13 protein-coding genes are annotated in these 15,074 nt (G+C 36.3%); 4 read left to right on the forward strand and 9 right to left on the reverse strand.

The genetic code is table 11. From position 1 onward, the window contains the following. Positions 1-106: 106 nt before the first annotated feature. Positions 107-3,523 (forward strand): methylmalonyl-CoA mutase family protein, encoded by a 3,417-nt coding sequence (locus tag ACIGAM_RS07270; RefSeq protein WP_396510805.1) that lies wholly within the window; start codon positions 107-109, stop codon positions 3,521-3,523. Between the two features lie 246 nt (positions 3,524-3,769). On the opposite strand, the gene ACIGAM_RS07275 is transcribed toward ACIGAM_RS07270, so the two are convergent. Both ACIGAM_RS07275 and ACIGAM_RS07280 read right to left on the reverse strand, forming a co-directional pair. Further along, positions 3,770-4,297 (reverse strand): hypothetical protein, encoded by a 528-nt coding sequence (locus ACIGAM_RS07275; protein WP_396510806.1) that lies wholly within the window; start codon positions 4,295-4,297, stop codon positions 3,770-3,772. Positions 4,298-4,414: 117 nt separating this feature from the next. Continuing rightward, positions 4,415-4,798: a hypothetical protein gene (locus ACIGAM_RS07280; RefSeq protein ID WP_028377588.1), complete on the reverse strand. Its 384-nt coding sequence runs from the start codon at positions 4,796-4,798 to the stop codon at positions 4,415-4,417. A 114-nt stretch (positions 4,799-4,912) separates the two neighbouring features. Here ACIGAM_RS07280 and ACIGAM_RS07285 point away from each other — a divergent pair, with 114 nt between their 5' ends. Next, complete coding sequence (locus ACIGAM_RS07285; protein ID WP_396510807.1) at positions 4,913-5,374, forward strand: Lrp/AsnC family transcriptional regulator; 462 nt, start codon at positions 4,913-4,915, stop codon at positions 5,372-5,374. Position 5,375: 1 nt separating this feature from the next. Here ACIGAM_RS07285 and ACIGAM_RS07290 read toward each other — a convergent pair whose 3' ends face one another. Genes ACIGAM_RS07290 through ACIGAM_RS07305 form a run of 4 tightly spaced genes read right to left on the reverse strand, consistent with a single transcriptional unit; the run spans position 5,376 to position 8,466 of the window. Continuing rightward, on the reverse strand, positions 5,376-6,587 hold the full coding sequence (locus ACIGAM_RS07290; protein WP_396510808.1) for an NRAMP family divalent metal transporter: 1,212 nt from the start codon (positions 6,585-6,587) through the stop codon (positions 5,376-5,378). Beyond that, a complete protein-coding gene (locus ACIGAM_RS07295) occupies positions 6,584-7,150 on the reverse strand; it encodes an RNA polymerase sigma factor (RefSeq protein WP_396510809.1) in 567 nt (188 codons plus the stop codon). Before ACIGAM_RS07295 ends, ACIGAM_RS07290 begins: the two co-directional genes overlap by 4 nt. Continuing rightward, positions 7,141-8,259, reverse strand: coding sequence for a glycosyltransferase (locus ACIGAM_RS07300; protein ID WP_396510810.1), 1,119 nt, complete (start codon positions 8,257-8,259; stop codon positions 7,141-7,143). The genes ACIGAM_RS07295 and ACIGAM_RS07300 overlap by 10 nt, the downstream gene beginning before the upstream one ends. 6 nt (positions 8,260-8,265) lie before the next feature. Beyond that, a complete protein-coding gene (locus ACIGAM_RS07305) occupies positions 8,266-8,466 on the reverse strand; it encodes a membrane or secreted protein (RefSeq protein ID WP_396510811.1) in 201 nt (66 codons plus the stop codon). 184 nt (positions 8,467-8,650) lie between these two features. On the opposite strand from ACIGAM_RS07305, the gene ACIGAM_RS07310 reads away from it, so the two are divergent. Then, a complete protein-coding gene (locus tag ACIGAM_RS07310) occupies positions 8,651-9,298 on the forward strand; it encodes a fasciclin domain-containing protein (protein ID WP_396510812.1) in 648 nt (215 codons plus the stop codon). A gap of 74 nt (positions 9,299-9,372) precedes the next feature. Here ACIGAM_RS07310 and murB read toward each other — a convergent pair whose 3' ends face one another. From murB to ACIGAM_RS07325, 3 genes are all read right to left on the reverse strand, one after another. After that, the gene (murB, locus tag ACIGAM_RS07315) at positions 9,373-10,389 is read right to left on the reverse strand and encodes a UDP-N-acetylmuramate dehydrogenase (RefSeq protein WP_396510813.1); all 1,017 of its coding nucleotides are present in this window, start codon (positions 10,387-10,389) and stop codon (positions 9,373-9,375) included. Continuing rightward, entirely contained in the window at positions 10,389-11,579 is a 1,191-nt protein-coding gene (locus ACIGAM_RS07320; protein WP_396510814.1) for a pyridoxal phosphate-dependent aminotransferase, read from the reverse strand. The genes murB and ACIGAM_RS07320 overlap by 1 nt, the downstream gene beginning before the upstream one ends. A gap of 225 nt (positions 11,580-11,804) precedes the next feature. Beyond that, positions 11,805-12,203 (reverse strand): DUF1573 domain-containing protein, encoded by a 399-nt coding sequence (locus ACIGAM_RS07325; protein WP_396510815.1) that lies wholly within the window; start codon positions 12,201-12,203, stop codon positions 11,805-11,807. Positions 12,204-12,408: 205 nt separating this feature from the next. Between ACIGAM_RS07325 and ACIGAM_RS07330 the strand changes: the two genes are divergently transcribed. Beyond that, positions 12,409-15,042, forward strand: a complete 2,634-nt coding sequence (locus ACIGAM_RS07330) for a valine--tRNA ligase (protein WP_396510816.1) — start codon at positions 12,409-12,411, stop codon at positions 15,040-15,042. Positions 15,043-15,074: the final 32 nt, after the last annotated feature.

The following is a 15,074-nucleotide window of genomic DNA, read 5'->3' on the forward strand; positions in this document are numbered from 1 at the left end:
AATCTAGAAAAATATGTGTCAAATTATAATATAAATAACACAAAATAAAACGGTCTTTGTTGTCATTTATTTAAATTAGTACCAGTTTTAAAGTCAAATATTACGAATGAAACAAATAACACCTTATAAGCCTAATCATAAAGTACGTATTGTAACTGCAGCTTCGCTCTTTGATGGGCATGATGCTGCGATAAATATTATGCGACGCATCATACAAACTACCGGAGTTGAGGTAATACACCTGGGGCACGATCGTAGTGTAGAGGAGGTTGTAAATACCGCTATACAGGAAGATGCACACGCGATTGCACTTACTTCTTATCAAGGAGGGCATAACGAGTATTTTAAATACATGTATGATTTGCTTTGTGAAAAAGGAGCAGGGCACATTAAAATATTTGGCGGTGGTGGCGGCGTAATTCTCCCGGAAGAGATTGAAGAATTGATGAATTATGGTGTGACCCGTATTTACGCTCCAGATGATGGTCGTGAAATGGGATTACAAGGCATGATTAATGATCTGGTAATGCAATCAGATTATGCGCTTGGCGATTCGTTAAATGGAGAATTTGATAAATTAAGTGCTCAAAACGACACGGCTATTGCTCGTATTATCTCTGCTGCAGAAAACTATCCTGAGGTTGCGAAGCCAACACTTGATTTAATTCATGAAAAAAATAAAGAGTCAAAAACACCGGTTTTAGGAATTACAGGAACAGGTGGTTCTGGTAAATCATCGTTAGTTGATGAGCTGGTACGCAGGTTTCTAGTAGATTTCCCAGAGAAAACTATAGGTATAATATCAGTAGATCCTTCAAAACGAAAAACCGGAGGAGCACTTTTAGGAGATCGAATACGCATGAATGCGATTAATTCACCTCGCGTTTATATGCGTTCATTAGCTACCCGTCAAAGTAATCTGGCACTTTCTAAACACGTACAGGAAGCTGTTGAGGTTTTAAAGGCGGCTGAGTACGATTTAATTATTTTAGAAACCAGCGGAATAGGGCAAAGCGATACCGAAATTTTAGACCACAGCTCGGTTTCTTTATACGTAATGACACCCGAGTTTGGAGCTGCAACACAGCTTGAAAAAATTGACATGCTTGATTTTGCAGATCTGGTTGCCATAAACAAATTTGACAAACGGGGGGCACTTGATGCGCTGCGTGATGTTAAAAAACAATATATGCGTAATCATCAATTGTGGGAAACCCATAAAGATGACTTACCTGTTTTTGGAACCATAGCATCTCAATTTAACGATCCGGGAATGAACCAACTTTATAAATCTATAATGGATGAGTTGGTAGCTAAGACTGAAACAGAACTAAGAAGTAGCTTTGAGATTACAGACGAAATGTCTGAAAAGATATTTGTAATTCCACCGGCGCGTACGCGCTATTTATCTGAAATAGCAGAAAGCAATCGAGCTTATGATAAAACAGCAATAGATCAAGCTGAAGTTGCTCAAAAGTTATACGGTATTTTTAAAACACTAGATACAGTTACCGGTGTGACACCGCAGTTTGATAAAGCAGGTTTAGTTTTAGATGAAAGCGGTACAGACTCAGATTTGGCAAAACTTCTTTTAGCAGAGTTTGACAAAGTAAAAATGGATCTTGACCCTTATAATTGGGAGGTAATTACCGGCTGGGCAGATAAAGTAAATAAGTATAAAGAACCTATTTATAGTTTCAAAGTACGCGATAAAGAAATTAAGATTGAGACACATTCAAAATCGTTGTCTCATTCTGACATCCCAAAAATAGCATTACCCAAGTATCAAGCCTGGGGAGATATTCTCACATGGGTTTTACAAGAAAATGTACCGGGTGAGTTTCCTTATACTGCAGGCTTATATCCTTTTAAGCGTACTGGAGAAGATCCCACGCGTATGTTTGCAGGCGAAGGTGGTCCTGAGCGAACTAATCGTCGTTTTCATTATGTAAGTATGGGATTGCCTGCAAAAAGGCTTTCGACTGCTTTTGACAGTGTAACACTTTATGGTAATGACCCCGATCACCGGCCTGATATTTATGGGAAAATAGGGAATGCAGGCGTTTCTATCTGCTGTCTTGATGATGCTAAAAAACTGTATTCTGGTTTTGATTTGTCAAACGCAATGACTTCAGTGAGTATGACGATAAATGGTCCCGCACCTATGTTGCTGGGCTTTTTTATGAATGCAGCTATAGATCAAAGTTGTGAAAAATATATAAAAGAGCATGATTTAGAAGATGAGGTAGAAAAAACTATTGCCGCTATTTATCTAAAGAATGGTTTAGAACGTCCTGTTTATCAGGGCGAGCTTCCTGAAGGAAACGACGGTTTAGGGTTGATGCTTCTGGGAGTTACTGGAGATCAGGTATTGTCTAAGGAGGTTTACAAAAAATTAAAAGCAGAGACAATTCAGCAGGTGCGTGGTACCGTACAGGCAGATATATTGAAGGAAGATCAGGCGCAAAACACTTGTATTTTTTCTACGGAATTCGCACTGCGTTTAATGGGTGATGTGCAGGAATATTTTATTGAAAATCAGATACGTAATTTCTATTCGGTTTCAATTTCTGGATACCACATTGCTGAAGCAGGAGCAAACCCTATTACACAATTAGCCTTTACCCTTGCTAATGGGTTTACTTATGTAGAGTATTATCTAAGCAGAGGGATGGATATCAATAAATTTGGTCCTAACCTATCTTTTTTCTTTAGTAACGGTGTAGATCCCGAATATGCAGTAATAGGTCGTGTAGCTCGTAAAATCTGGTCAAAAGCTTTAAAATATAAATACGGAGCGAACTCTAGAGCGCAAATGCTGAAGTATCACATTCAGACCTCTGGTCGCTCGTTGCATGCACAGGAAATAGATTTTAATGACATACGTACAACTCTGCAAGCTCTATATGCGATTTATGACAATTGTAACTCATTGCATACAAATGCCTATGATGAGGCAATTACGACACCTACCGAGGAAAGTGTGCGTCGGGCAATGGCAATTCAGCTTATTATAAATAAAGAATTAGGTCTTACTAAAAATGAAAACCCTATACAGGGAGCATTTATTATTGAAGAATTGACCGATCTGGTTGAAGATGCGGTATTAAAAGAATTTGATCGTATTACAGAACGTGGCGGAGTATTAGGCGCTATGGAAACCATGTATCAGCGAAGTAAAATACAAGAAGAGAGTTTGTATTACGAAACGCTCAAGCACAATGGTGAATTCCCAATTATAGGTGTAAATACATTTTTAAGCAGTAAAGGTTCACCTACTGTAAAACCTATGGAAGTAATACGCGCTACCGAAGAAGAAAAGCAAGCACAGATTGCAACGCTTACTAATCTGCACAAAGCCTATGAGAATGATGCAGAAGCGATTTTAAAAAGTGTTCAGGAAGCAGCAATTCAAAATGAAAACATGTTTGAAAGACTAATGGAGGCTACTAAAATATGTTCACTGGGTCAAATTACAAATGCTCTTTTTGAAGTAGGCGGGCAGTACAGAAGAAATATGTAAGCGATATTTTAAATCACGTTAGTGAATCTGGAATAAACCAACATATACATATACTTAAAAGTCTCATAGTTGTTAAAAGCTGTGAGGCTTTTTTATCATATATAAGGTTAAAAAATGCGTGAAGGATAGAAGTGTAAAGCCCGCAGCCAAGCGCTAGCGAAGGTGAGGACTTGCAGCGTATAGCCTGACCCGAAGGGACACGCCCTAATTATTTAAACTAAAATTATTGTATAACCTGAATATTTATTAATCTTCAAAATTAAAATCATCTGGGTCAAAGGGCTCATCGTTGTCGACATCAGGGTCATTGTAGTTTACACCCGGCGGATTGAAGAGTCCCCAGCGGTCTATGATGTAATTAAAAGGATCAAATGTTTTTACCCACTCTGCAAAAAGAATTCTAAAGGCTTCAATTTCATTACGCAACAAATCTAAATATTCGGTTTCTTTAAAGCCGTACATTTCTAGACCAGTCATATGCGTAGCTAAATCCTGAGCAGATTTACGAATTAAGCAGGCTTTTTCCATCTTAATATCATAAAGGTCACAATTAAATGCTCCTGCGATTTTTGAAGGAATTACAGAGGCATCTTCCCTTATATATAATGCCTGGCTTCTCAAAATCTCCTGATCTAATTGCTCTCCAGAATTAGTCTCATAAGCTGCAGCTATTTCTGCAATTCTATTTGCTAACTTTAATATTTCTGTGGCTTTTTTATAAAGCGCTGAATTCTGATAGTGATTAGAGGAATTTAGATTGTCTTCTAAAGACATACGCTGAAATTTAAGACATTAATTAGTGGCTGAATATAATGATTGAGTGTTCGATAAAAGAACAAAGCAAACACTTTAAATTACAATAAAAATTTATATCTAAAAAAGAGGATTTGACTAGAGCGTCATCATCCATTTGTGCTGAAGTTTTCTAAATTTTCTTACTTCTGTACGCAGTAAACGCACAAAATCTTTACCGCTGCTTTCGGCACGCTCTAAGCGTTCACAAGTAGCATATAAGCTAGCAGTAAGGCGCTCTAAAGAGGCCGCGTATTTAAGACGATCATCTTGAAAAGTTTGACTTTCTGCTTTAATAATCTCTGGAGCTAAAGAATCTGAATGACGTACAATATCGCCTGTAAAATATACGTAGGGATTCTCACTTCCGTTAGATTCTAAGGGAGCAAGATCATAAATCAAGTAGTTTGAAATTGACCGAGAAAGTCTCAGAATTTCAATTGCTTGATTGTATAAACGTGTATTTCTAGGTGTTGATGACATAGCTTAATTGTGTTCCAAATTTAGTAGTATTAATAGATTAATATATATAGATTTTAAAGTTTTGAAGTATATTTACTTTAATATTTAAAGAAAATAAGTCGATTTTATTTAATAATGCATATAGATTCTACTAACTGGAAAATTTTACAAACACTGCAGAAAAATGCACGTGTTAGCAACAGTGCTTTAGGGCGTGCTGTGGGGATAACGTCACCTGCTGTAGCAGAGCGTATACGCAAAATGGAAGATGCAGGAATACTAATAGGCTATAAAGCCGAAATTTCTCATTTTGAATCAGGACACCAGCTAAAAGCAATAATCACGTTACGTGCTTTTATGGGGCGTCTTAAGCCGTTTTTAGAGAAGGTGCACGAGTTTAGTGAAGTGCTTAATTGCTACCGCATCACTGGTAATGAAAATATCTTATTAGAGGTTGTACTCTTTGATCAATTTCACCTTGAAGAATTTATAGATAAGCTTATTACTTATGGGGAGACTAAAACTCATATAGTCCTTTCTACAGTTATTGAAAATGCTCCCATACGTACGCGCAGAGAAGACCGAAGAAAGAGTTGATTTATAAAGTGCTCAAATACCAGATGCTGAACGCAATTAATAAAATAATACTCACGAAACTAAATACATTTAACAATTTATCGGGTCTGTGTTCTTGAGGAACTGTTTTACTATTTATAACAAATAAGTTTGCGATAGCAAAAAAAGGAGCAGTTAGAAATGAAAGTATAGTAGCTATTTCAACCAGCTTACCCATCTCACTGGTAAGAAAAAATAAGATGCAGCCGGTTCCTAATATGAGAATTAAAAGCCAGATGGTATAACTTCCTTTAATCGTTTTATCGCCTATTAATTCTAAGGTTCTCGACATTGCTCTAGGTGAAGCGTCTAATGTGGTGAGCGTGGTGCTAAACATTGTGGTGAGTGCTGCGATACCTATTAGAAAAAATGCCCAATTACCCAGACTACCGGTATACATATCTATGAGTTGCTTAGCAAACAGGACGCCACTTCCACTAAATTCTATGCCACTATTGTGCATCACAAGAGCTCCCAAACCTACAAAACATGTCCCAACGATTATAGTGCCCAGAAAACCAATATTAAAATCAAAAACAGCAGATTTTCTGGTAAGTGTTCCTTCTTTGGCTTTCTCTAATGACCAGAGCGAATGCCAGATTGAGATATCTAGTGGTGCGGGCATCCAGCCCATAAAAGCTATAAGAAAAGCAATGCCTGCTGCATCTGTAGGTAATACTTGAGTAAATGCTACTTGCTGATGCGGTTCAAACCCTGCAATTGAAACGGCGATTAATGTGCTAATAGTTAATGTAATTACGATAACTTTCATCAAGTTATCTAGAAAGCTATATTTACCTAATACTAAAAGTGTTGTACAAATTGCGGTTATAACTAAACTCCAGGTTGTAATATCCCATTCTATACCAAAAATATACGTAGCAATACCGGCAGTAACGATTGTTACAGCGGTTTGAATAGTAAACATGGTAAGCAAATTAATTATAAAATAGAGGATTAAAACAATCTTGCCAAGCTTACGATAGCCGTCTAATAAGCTCGTGCCCGTCGCTGCCGCGTACCTTGGTCCATACTGAAAAAAAGGATATTTTATAATATGTATAAGAACCAAAGCCCATACCAGACCAAAACCGTAATCAGCACCAGATCGCGTGGATTGTACTAGATGGGAGACCCCTATTGCTGCACCCGCAAACAAGAGACCGGGACCCAATTGTCTGAGAAGATTTTTCATTTAAAATCTGACTTTTTTTCAATCAAGTCAGAAAGTAATCTACGTGCACGTAAAAGCTTAACTTTTACATTACTCAACGGTTCATCAAGTGTTTTAGCCATTTCTTTGTAGCTCATTTCTTGAAAGTACCTCAAATTAATCACTTCTTGATAATGGGGTTTTAACTTTTTTATATGTGCTAATAACTCTGTAAGATTTTGTTCTGTAATAAGAGAATCTTCTGCAGTAGGATTTTTATCTACGACATTATTAAGTTTAAACTCTTTGTGTACCCGTCTGTGTTCACTACTTTCTTTGCGCAGTAGGTCTATATGAAGATTTTTAGAAATCGTAATAAGCCAGGTGCTAAACTTATATTTACTATCGTAGGTGCTGAGCTGATTAAAGGCTTTAGAAAATGTTTGAATCGTTATTTCTTCAGCTTTAAAATCGTCTTGAGTTCGTTTTAATTGAAATGAGTATACATAGTGCCAGTGGGCATTAAGTAAATAATTGTAGGCGCTTTGACTGCCAGATTTAGCATCATGAATTTTACTGTCTAAAAGGTTCTGGTCTAGTTCCAACGGCGGGGTTTTACCAATGTATTTGAAATAAAGATAAGCAATTGAAGGCTTATTAAAAATGGCTCCAGAATAGGGATTACCGGAATTAGCTTACGTTCTTCTAGTTTGATAGCTGTTTTTGAAGTGACAAACCAAACTAAAAATATGCGTATGAGAGCCAAAACGCAAACCAATAAAATAAATTGTTGTTGTACTAATAAAACGGTGAGAAGACCAAAAAATAGAAACTGTGAAAGATAGAACAACCCCAATTGAATTTGATGTTTCAACTTATATTTTCTGGCAACATCAGTATGTCTTCTCTTTTGTACAAACCATTCTTTCCAGGTTCTTTTAGGCTCAGAATAGGTAAAAGATTCCGCATTAAAACACATAGTTACATTTGTGGTGGTAGCGGTTTGATTCACAAATAAGTCATCATCGCCGGCCTTTAGATGCAAATGCTTTTTAAATCCATTTGCAGCCTTGAATGTTTTTTTAAGGTAACTTAAATTACGACCTACGCCCATATATGTATTGTTATAAGTAGCGTAGCTAAAGTATTGCATTGCAGTTACAAGTGTTTCAAAGCGTATAAGTTTATTAAGCCACGAATTCTTATAGTGTTTATAGCCGCTATAGCCTAAAACAATTTCTTTTGGCCCGTTTAACTTTTGAGTCATTGAAGTGATCCAGTGCGGACTGTTAGGTAGGCAATCTGCATCGGTAAATAAGAGTTTTTTATAAGAAGAATTGGCTATTGCTTGTGTAATTCCTGCTTTTTTTCCTGTTTTAGGATTTAAGTCGATAACCTTTATAGCATCGTGTAAATTTGCAAAATGATATATAAGTGCTGGGGTAGCATCAGTAGAATTATCATTTACCAGAAGAATTTCAAAAAGTGGATAGTCTTGACTTAAAAGTGACTGTAAAAGGGCTTCTATATTTTGAGCTTCATTTTTTGCACAAATTACAATAGAAACACCTTCTTTAGAACTAGATACGTTTTTATTTAAAACATCTCTGGCAAAGCCGAATTTTAAAAAGTAGAGATAATAGCAACAGTTAACTAGAACAGTGGCTACATATAAAACCAAAAGCAGCTCACTAACTATAGTCAATTCCCGCAAATAATGTTAAGAAGATTTAGGTGCGCAATCGCCCATTTCTTCAGGCATTTTACCACACATACCACAGGCTTCACCACCTTTATTTAAAAAAGGATTCTGGCTTGCGCAAGTTCCTGCAAACTTACCATCTTTTTTTGCCCAAATCTTAATAGCGATACCTGCAAAGGCAAGTCCTAAAAGTACAAGAGTTATCAGAAGTAATTTCATAGCTTAAATTTGAACAGCAAAGATACGATCTTGAGAAGAGAGCCCCAAAGTATTTGCGAAGCTCTATTTAGTTAAAGTCTATAACATCAAGTTGCTTTATTTAACTAAAGATTAGTAGGGTGCAGGGAAATTGAATGTTAATTATTAATACATTTGACCTTCACAAACCATTAAAATTAAAATTATGAAATTGAATAAATCTCTTGTAGCTGTGTTACTTATGGCTTTCGTAGTAGCATTTAGCTCTTGCGAAGACACTAAGAAAAAAGATCAAATTAAGCTTGAAGAACAAGAAGCTGAGATGGCTAAAGCCGAAAGCGATGCAAAAGAGGCTGAGATGCAAGAAGCTCAAGCTAATGAAGAGAAAATGAAAGAAGAAGCTAGAACTAATAGTATTGCAGGTAAAGCAATGGCATCAAGAGATCTTGATACGTTAGTAATAGCTCTTAAAGCAGCAGGTCTTGCTGATATGTTATTAGCTGAAGGTGATTATACAGTGTTCGCTCCAACAGATTTCGCTTTTTCTGAATTGAAAAAAGGTACTCTAGAAGATTTGATTAAACCTGAAAATAAAGAAATGCTTGTAAGCGTATTACAGTATCACGTAGTTGCAGGTAAAATGAGATCTGAAGATTTAGGTAAAGCTATTGATGCTGGTAACGGTAAAGCAGAGCTTACCACTGTAAAAGGAGATAAACTTACTATTATGCGTGATGGTGATCAGATCGTAATTAAAGACGGTAAGGGTAAAAAAGCTCAAATTGTTTTAGGAAATATCGACGCTTCTAACGGTGTTATTCACGAAGTTAGTAAAGTATTGATGTCTAAATAATTTTAGATTTTAATATATAAAAAAGCCCGCTCAGTATATACTGAGCGGGCTTTTTAAGTTTATAGTGATTTAGACTATTCTACAATATTTACTTCAGGTTCTATTACTATATTAAAAAGATCACGAACCTCTTTTTTTATTTTAAGTGCTAAACTCCAAATATCATCACCACTAGCTTCCCCATAATTTACGAGTACTAGTGCTTGTCTAGAATGAACCCCAGCATCCCCAAAGCGTTTTCCTTTAAAACCGGCTTTTTCTATAAGCCAGCCGGCAGGTACTTTTATTAAAGACTCAGATACAGGGTAAAATGGCATTTCGGGATAAATACGTTGTATTGCTTTAAATTCAGCGATATCAATCACAGGATTCTTAAAAAAGCTACCACTATTACCTAACACTCTAGGGTCTGGTAATTTTGAAGAGCGTATATTAATTACAGCTTCGGCAATATCTTTAATACCGGGTATTGTGATATTTTTTGCTTCAAGAATCTCGTGTATGGCTCCATATTCCGTATGTAGCTTATGGTTTGTTTTAGTAAGTTTAAAAACCACCGATGTGATTACAAAGGAGTCTTTAGCTTCACTTTTGAAAATAGATTCTCTGTAACCAAATTTGCACTCAAAATGTGTAAACGTTTTAGATTCTAGTGTATTACGATCTAATGCCTTGCAGGAATCAAAAACATCCTTTAATTCTACACCATAAGCACCAATATTTTGAACAGGAGATGTGCCGGTATTTCCAGGAATTAGTGCGAGGTTTTCTACTCCTCCATAATTATGATTAACGCAATACATCACAAAGTCGTGCCAGTTTTCACCTGCAGCAACTTCAAGCCAAATGTGTTCTTGATTTTCTTTTACCGTATCAATTCCTTTTAATCCTATTTGAATCACTAACGCCGATACATCATTCTTAAGCAGCATATTACTTCCGCCTCCTAAGATAAACTTACGATCTACGGCCTTTGTGCTTAAAGCTTCTTTTAATTCGACTATTGTAGTTACCGAAACAAAAGAACTGGCAATAGCATTAATTCCAAATGTATTGTAATTTTTAAGAGAAACGTTTGGCGTTATTTTCATTAATCCTGGTACTGTTTTAGCGCTTCTTTTAGTAGAGCAACAGCTTCAATTAAATCTTCTTTTTTAAGAACATAAGCTATACGTACCTGGTTAAGTCCTTCACCTTCGGAGGAATAAAAACCTGCAGCAGGAGCAACCATTATTGTTTTATTGTTATGCTCAAACGATTCTAAAAGCCAGCGTGCAAAATCATCTGAATTTTTAACAGGTAATTCTGCGATGCAATAAAATGCACCCTTAGGATTTGCTACACGTACACCGGGTATAGCTTCTAAGCCGGCTACTAATGTGTTTCTACGATCAACATATTCTGAAATTACTTCATCAAAATAAGATTGTGGTGTGTCTAATGCAGCTTCACTTGCAATTTGAGCAAGTGTAGGAGGGCTTAAGCGTGCCTGAGCAAATTTCATAGCAGTTGCCATCAATGTTTTGTTGCGACTCACGATGCATCCTATACGAGCACCACACATTGAGAAACGCTTAGAAACAGAGTCGATCATAATTGTATGCTCGTCAATACTGCGTTGATTTAAAACAGAGTGGTGTTTTAGACCATCGTAAGCAAACTCTCTGTAAACCTCGTCTGCAATTAAAAACAAATCATGTTTTTTAACTAATTCTGAAAGTTGATTTAATTCATCCTTACTATATAAATAACCGGTAGGGTTGCCTGGGTTACATATAACAATAGCTTTAGTCTTAGCTGTGATTTGTTTTTCAAATTCTGAAATAGGGGGTAGTGCAAAACCACTTTCAAAAGAAGAAATAACAGGCTTTACAGTTACTCCAGATGCAGTTGCAAAACCATTATAATTGGCATAAAAAGGTTCAGGAATGATGATCTCATCACCAGGATCTGTAACACTTCCCATAGCAAACATAAGAGCTTCAGAGCCACCGGTAGATATTATAATATCTGATGCAGTAATGTCTATTCCTTGTTTTCCGTAATAGGCTGCTAGTTTTTCGCGATAGCTCAGAAAACCTGCAGAATGGCTATACGACAATACTTCAATATCTGCCTCTTTTACAGCATTAAGAGCCGCCTGAGGAGTCTTAATATCGGGTTGACCTATATTTAACTGATGTATGGAGACTCCTCTTGCTTCTGCAGCTTCTGCAAAAGGTACGAGTTTACGTATAGGTGATTCAGGCATAGATAGCCCTTTGTGTGAAATCTTTGGCATAAAATCTTTTTTTTAGAATTGTAAATTTGCAAATTATTAATGAGAAAATAATTTGAGTACGTTTATAATCACACACCTTTCTAGTGAAAATATTATTATAGTAACGCAACAGGAAAATTTATGTGAGATAAACTACTTTAATAACTCCACAATAGGTTAAGTTCACTTTAAAGCATAAAAAAAGCGGTCATTTTGACCGCTTTTTTTATTTGAGAATTCACCAGTTTAATTTGCAGCTGGTAAAAGATTTCCTTTAATTTTTAAAGTATAGGGCTCAGCAGATGCATTTGTATAAACAGTTATCGTTTTGCGTATAGGCCCTGGAGCACGATTTGTATCATATTTTACTTTGATTACATTGCTTTCTCCGGGAGCAATAGGATCTGTTGGCGGGCTTGGTACTGTACAGCCGCAAGTTGAATATGCTTTAGAGATTACAAGTGGGGCATTACCGGTGTTAGTAAATTTAAATTCACGTGTACCATCTGCGCCATGTGCAACATCGCCGTAATCAATAACATCTGATTCAAAAGCAATTTGTGCTTTCTGTTCTTTAGCTTCTTCTTGTGCCTGAAGTCCCATAGTCATAAGTCCTACGGCAAGTATTAAAACTAATTTTCTCATAATTCTAAGTGTTAATGAAGTATAAAAATAAACTTATTAAAGTGTTTATACAAAAAAGTAGCTTTTTTTTAAGAGACAAGCATTATTAGCTTGCCTAAAAGCACTTATTGTGGTAATTCAATTAGATTTATTTAATTCCTCGGTTCTTTTAAAATACTTACTATAATAAGTACTTTTGCTTCTTAAGACAAAAATTAGACCAAGAATGGCATTAGCTTCAAAATATAGTTCAAAAGACGTTGAACAAAAGTGGTATGACTACTGGATGAAAAATAATTATTTTCATTCAGAGCCTAATGAGAAAGAACCCTATACCATAGTGATACCACCGCCTAATGTAACGGGAATATTACATATGGGGCATATGCTAAATAATACCATTCAAGATGTTTTAATACGCAGAGCACGACTTAAAGGCTTTAATGCGTGTTGGGTGCCGGGTACAGATCACGCCTCTATTGCTACTGAAGCTAAAGTTGTAGCAAAACTTAAGGCAGAAGGTATAAATAAAAGTGACCTTACCAGAGAAGAGTTTTTAAAGCACGCCTGGGAATGGACAGACAAATACGGAGGAACAATTTTAGAGCAGCTTAAACGCTTAGGGGCATCTTGTGATTGGGAGCGTACACGTTTTACGATGGATGACACAATGTCTGCAAGTGTGGTGCAAAGTTTTATAGATCTTTATAATAAAGGGCTAATTTACCGAGGGCATCGTATGGTGAATTGGGATCCAGAAGCTAAAACAACTTTGTCTGATGAGGAGGTTATACACGAAGAACGTCAGGGATTTTTATATTATTTAAATTATAAACTAGAAGATAGTGATGAGGTTTTAACTATAGCTACAACACGACCTGAAACTATTTTTGGAGATACCGCAATTTGTATAAACCCTAATGATGAGCGTTTTGCGCATTTACGCGGAAAGAAAGCAATCGTACCCATAGCTAATAGGGTGATACCTATTATTGAAGATGAATATGTAGATCTAGAGTTTGGTACCGGTTGCTTAAAAGTCACTCCTGCTCATGATGAGAATGATAAAATGCTGGGGGATAAACATAACCTGGATGTCATCGATATTTTTCATGATGATGCGTCTTTAAATTCCTTCGGAATGCATTATGAAGGTAAAGATCGCTTTGTGGTTCGTGAGGAGATCGTAAAAGAACTTAAAAATCTAGGCGCTCTTGTAAAGACTGAAAGTCATGTGAATAAAGTAGGTACTTCAGAACGCACAAAAGCGGTTATTGAGCCTAAGCTTTCAGATCAATGGTTTTTGAAGATGAAAGACCTGGCAGAACCTGCAATTAAAGCAGTATTAGAGACCGAAGAGATAAATCTTTTTCCGAAGAAATTTGATAATACGTATCGTCATTGGATGGAAAATATAAGAGATTGGAATATCTCACGTCAACTATGGTGGGGACAGCAAATACCGGCGTTTTACTATGGTAACGGTAAAGAAGATTTTGTAGTAGCAAAGAATATCGAGGAAGCTTTAGTTTCCGCGAAAGCGAAAACTGGAAATGATACGTTAACACTTGCAGACCTAAAACAGGATGAAGATGCTTTAGATACATGGTTCTCTTCCTGGTTGTGGCCAATGAGTGTTTTTGACGGTGTGGCAAATCCTGATAATGAAGAATTTAAATATTACTATCCTACAAATGATCTAGTTACCGGGCCAGATATTTTATTTTTCTGGGTTGCACGTATGATTATGGCAGGGTATGAGTATACGGGTGAGAAACCATTTACAAATGTGTATTTAACAGGTCTCGTACGTGATGCAGAGCGTCGTAAGATGTCTAAATCATTAGGTAATTCACCAGATGCGATGATGCTTATTGATAAGTATGGTGCAGATGGTGTACGTGTAGGTTTATTGTTGAGTGCTTCTGCAGGTAATGATTTGCTTTTTGATGAAGATTTATGTCAGCAAGGTAAAGGCTTTATTAATAAAATATGGAATGCTTTTAGACTTATAAAAGGTTGGGAAGTTGATTCAACTATAGAACAACCTGAGGCGAGCTTAAAAGGTTTAAATTGGTATGCAGAGCGTTTTAAAGATGCCGGTGTTGAGATTGAAGATCATTTTAGCAAATACCGTATAAGTGATGCATTAATGGCTACTTATAAATTAGTCTGGGATGATTTCTGCAGTTGGTTGTTAGAAATTGTAAAGCCGGAATATGGTAAGCCTATAGATAAGAATACCTATGATATGGTGATAAAAGCGCTTGAAGATAATCTGCGTATCCTTCATCCTTTTATTCCTTTTGCTTCTGAAGAAATTTGGCAAACAATTACGGAGCGTACTCCAGAAGATGCACTAATTATAAATGTGTGGCCAGATGTTGAAGCCGGAGATAAAGAGTTGTTGAATGATTTTGAATTGGCGACTCAAATAATAACAGGAGTTCGTGCGATACGTAAAGATAAAAACATTTCGTTTAAGGAAGAGTTAGAGCTCTACGTGATGAATACTGAAGGCTTTACAGACCGTTTTAACGGTATTATTAAAAAGTTATGTAATCTTTCAAGTATTGAAGCTACAACGGTTAGTAAAGATGGTGCATTGTCTTTTAGGGTTAAAGCAAATGAATATTTTATTCCGTTAACCGGAGCAATAGATATTGAAGCAGAACTAGCTAAAATTGAGGAAGAATTAAACTATACTCGAGGGTTTATGAATTCAGTAACTAAAAAGTTATCTAATGAACGTTTTGTAAGTGGTGCGCCAGAACAGGTGGTAGCAATTGAGCGTCAAAAACAAGCAGACGCACAGTCTAAAATTGATGCGTTAGAAAAGAGACTTGCAGCTTTAAAATAGGGTTAAATTTTTAAACGGAGCAACAAAATTAA

This window comes from Leeuwenhoekiella sp. NPDC079379 (assembly GCF_044542075.1).
Lineage (GTDB): Bacteria > Bacteroidota > Bacteroidia > Flavobacteriales > Flavobacteriaceae > Leeuwenhoekiella.